The 3,098-nt window shown below is 74.3% G+C and carries 4 protein-coding genes; 2 read left to right on the forward strand and 2 right to left on the reverse strand.

What is annotated here, in order from left to right:
• Positions 1–124: 124 nt before the first annotated feature.
• The gene (locus tag ACIQOV_RS34785) at positions 125–526 is read left to right on the forward strand and encodes a hypothetical protein (RefSeq protein WP_359896962.1); all 402 of its coding nucleotides are present in this window, start codon (positions 125–127) and stop codon (positions 524–526) included.
• A gap of 69 nt (positions 527–595) precedes the next feature.
• Here the strand turns inward: ACIQOV_RS34785 and ACIQOV_RS34790 are convergent, their stop codons facing one another.
• On the reverse strand, positions 596–1,189 hold the full coding sequence (locus tag ACIQOV_RS34790; RefSeq protein WP_387689314.1) for a DUF6891 domain-containing protein: 594 nt from the start codon (positions 1,187–1,189) through the stop codon (positions 596–598).
• A 101-nt stretch (positions 1,190–1,290) separates the two neighbouring features.
• Between ACIQOV_RS34790 and ACIQOV_RS34795 the strand changes: the two genes are divergently transcribed.
• A complete protein-coding gene (locus ACIQOV_RS34795; RefSeq protein WP_401054847.1) occupies positions 1,291–2,253 on the forward strand; it encodes a DUF1152 domain-containing protein in 963 nt (320 codons plus the stop codon).
• Between the two features lie 26 nt (positions 2,254–2,279).
• Here ACIQOV_RS34795 and ACIQOV_RS34800 read toward each other — a convergent pair whose 3' ends face one another.
• Positions 2,280–2,843 (reverse strand): FHA domain-containing protein, encoded by a 564-nt coding sequence (locus tag ACIQOV_RS34800; RefSeq protein ID WP_401054848.1) that lies wholly within the window; start codon positions 2,841–2,843, stop codon positions 2,280–2,282.
• Positions 2,844–3,098 lie beyond the last annotated feature (255 nt).

A 3,098-nucleotide genomic window follows, 5' to 3' on the forward strand; every position in this document is an offset into this window, starting at 1 on the left:
CCCCTAGGGGATTCGACCCATCGCTCTCGGGGTCGGGCCGCCCCGGCCGCTCCGGGCCGCACCAGGGAAGGCGTCACGCCGACGGCTGATGGCGGGCCGTGCCCGCCGCACTACCGTCGACCGCATGACCACAGCGCGCAGCACACCCGGCCCGCACCGCACCCGCCCCGGGACCCGCCTCCGACGCGGCCCCGCGTTCCTCGTCGCCGGCGCCGTCCTGGTGCTCGGCGCCGGACTGACCGCCTGCGAGGGCGGCGTGGCCCTCTGCCTGGACGACCACAAGTGCACCGTCGGCATCAAGACCGACAAGGCCGACGGCACCAAGACCGTCAAGGTCTTCGGCGGCGACAACCCGATGAGGATGACCGTCGGCCACATCGGCGACAACTCGGCCGAGGTGACCGTCGGTGACGACAGGAAGACCGCCACCAAGGACTCCGAGACCTCCGTCGGCGGCGTCAGGATCACCCTGCGCAAGACCAACAAGGACGACCACTACGCCGAAGTGCACATCGAGCGGGACTGACCGCCCCGGGCACGACGAAGCGCCCGGCCACGACGAAGCGCCCCGCCACGACGAAGCGCTCCCCGGCGCCTACCCCGGCAGGCGGTTGAGCCACTCCATCGGGGCGACCCGGATCGCCGTGTGCGGCGAGCCGTCCCATTCCGCCGGAAGCCCGACCGCCTCCAGTGCGGCGACCACCGCCCGCCCGACCTCCACCGTCCGGCGCTCCGACACCTCGGCCGTCTCCTCCCCGGCGCGGAACCCGCCGTAGCGCAGCATCAGCCCCCGCCCGGCGGCCGCCGCCTCGGTGTCCTGCTGATGGAAGAAGACGAAGCCGACCGAGTCCGTCCCGGCCTCGCCGCCGATCTCCGCGTAGCCGCAGCCCGCGCAGCAGGTGAAGTCCATCGCCGCGACGATGCCCCGGTCCTCCAGCGCGTCGAAGGCGTCCGCCAGCCGGTCCACGTCGGTGGTCTCCGGCCAGGCCGCCTGCTCGGCCAGTCGCTCGGTCCACAGCGGGGCGAGGATCCGCTCCGCCTCCTCCTGCGTCAGCCCCCGGTCGTCGAGGTGCTCGACCAGGGACTCGGCCATCTCGTCCGGCTCCTGGAAGCCGCACCGGATCAACTCGCGGGCCCGCTCCTGGGCTTCGCGCAGCACGTCGGGGGTGGGAACCGTCTCCTCGGTCATGCCCGCATCCTCGCACCCGCCGCCGACAACGCCCGGGCCTCCGGTGCGACGCCCGGGCCTCCGGCGCCGCCGTCCCGATACCGCCCTGCTACCGTCCGCCGGTGACTTCTCTGCTGCAACCACCGCTGATCGCCCGGCTGCTGGCCGCCGAGCGCATCCTGATCGCCGGAGCCGGCGGCGGCTTCGACGTGTACGCGGGGCTGCCGATCGCCCTCGCCCTGCGGGCCGCGGGCAAGGAGGTGCACTTGGCCAACCTCTCCTTCACCCACCTCTACGGCCTGCCCCTCGACGTCTGGGCGGAGCCCGACGTGGCCCGGATCGGGCCGGACACCGCCGCCCCCGAGGGCTACTTCCCGGAGCGCACCCTGGCCCGCTGGCTGAACCGGCACGGCATGCCCGACACCGTGTGGGCCTTCCCGACGGTGGGCGTGCAGCCGCTGCGCGAGGCCTACCGCGCGCTGGTCGCCCGCCTGGGCGTGGACGCGATCCTGCTGGTCGACGGCGGCACCGACATCCTGATGCGCGGCGACGAGGCCGGACTCGGCACCCCCGAGGAGGACATGGCGAGCCTGGGCGCGGTGGCCGGCCTGTCCGAGGTGCCCGAGCGGCTGGTCGCCTGCCTCGGCTTCGGTATCGACGCCTACCACGGCGTCAACCACTCCCTGGTGCTGGAGAACCTCGCCGCGATCGACCGGGCCGGCGGCTACCTCGGCGCCTTCTCCATCCCGCGCGACAGCCGGGAGGGCGTGCTCTACCTGGACGCCGTCGAGCACGCCAGGGCCGCCTTCCCGGACCACCCCAGCATCGTCAACGGCTCGGTGGCGGCGGCGCTGCGCGGCGAGTTCGGCGACGTCCGCTTCACCGAGCGCACCAAGGACGAGCAGCTCTTCGTCAATCCGCTGATGACGCTCTACTTCGGCGTCACGGTCGAGGCGCTGGCCGCCGGGAACCGGTACCTGGACCGGCTGGAGCACACCGTGCTGACCCGCCAGATCGCCACCGTGATCGCCGAGTTCCAGGACGAGCTGCCCCGCCGGCGGCCGCCCCGGCAGTTCCCGCACTGATCCGGAGCGCGGGCGCGGAACGCCGGTCAGAACGCGGCGAGCCGGAACTCCAGGTTCCCGAACCGCACCTGGTCGCCCGGGCGGACCGGTACGCCGCCCGCTATCCGGCGCCCGTTCACATGGGTGCCGTTGGTCGAGCCGAGGTCGTACAGCACCCAGCCGCCCTGCTCGTGCCGCAGTTCGGCGTGGCGCCGGGACACCGAGGCGTCGTGCAGCCGCAGTCCCGAACCGGGGATCCGGCCGATCGTCAACTGCCCGGCCCCGGCCTGCGGCAGGCTCAGCCCCGGCAGCCGCTCGGTGCGCCAGGCCCGGCCCAGCCGGTCGCCGAAGGCGGACGCCCGCCCGACCGTGCGCAGCACGAAGCGCTCGACCGGCCCGCCGGTGGGCAGCCCGGCCACCGCCGCGTCCAACTCGCCGCGGCTGGTGGCCTGCAGGACGATGTCCATCCGGCCGAGGAAGGTGTCGTGCGAGAGCCGCCCGCTGCCCGCGCCGTCCCGCAGCACCCCGAGCGCCTGGTCCCGCTCGGCGTCGGAGGGTCGGACCGCGCCGGTCGGACCGGCCGCGCCGGTGGGGAGCTCAGGAGTCGTCATGGCCAAATTGTCGGCGCGGCCGACTCGGGCTGTCCAGATCACGCCGTGCACGGGCGCGGGGTTCGTACGTCACGGCAGTCCAGACGCCCTTTCCGGCCGGGCGGTTCCGCGTGTTCCGGGCCGCCCGGGCGGGGTGCTCCGGCCGTGCCGCCCGGCCCGTTCCGGGGCGCCGTACGGGCCGTCAGGCCTTGCGGGCGGCGGCCAGGATCTTCTCCGTGGTGTGCAGGAACCGGGAGGTGACCGTGCCCCGGTAGG

It is taken from the genome of Kitasatospora sp. NPDC091257, assembly GCF_044757675.1.
In the GTDB taxonomy this organism is placed as follows: Bacteria; Actinomycetota; Actinomycetes; order Streptomycetales; family Streptomycetaceae; genus Kitasatospora; species Kitasatospora lactacystinica.

Excerpts from the sequence above, each read along its gene's own strand:
- ACIQOV_RS34785 (WP_359896962.1), top strand. The coding sequence starts at position 125 with ATGACCACAGCGCGCAGCACACCCGGCCCGCACCGCACCCGCCCCGGG.
- ACIQOV_RS34790 (WP_387689314.1), bottom strand. The coding sequence starts at position 1,189 with ATGACCGAGGAGACGGTTCCCACCCCCGACGTGCTGCGCGAAGCCCAG.
- ACIQOV_RS34800 (WP_401054848.1), bottom strand. The coding sequence starts at position 2,843 with ATGACGACTCCTGAGCTCCCCACCGGCGCGGCCGGTCCGACCGGCGCG.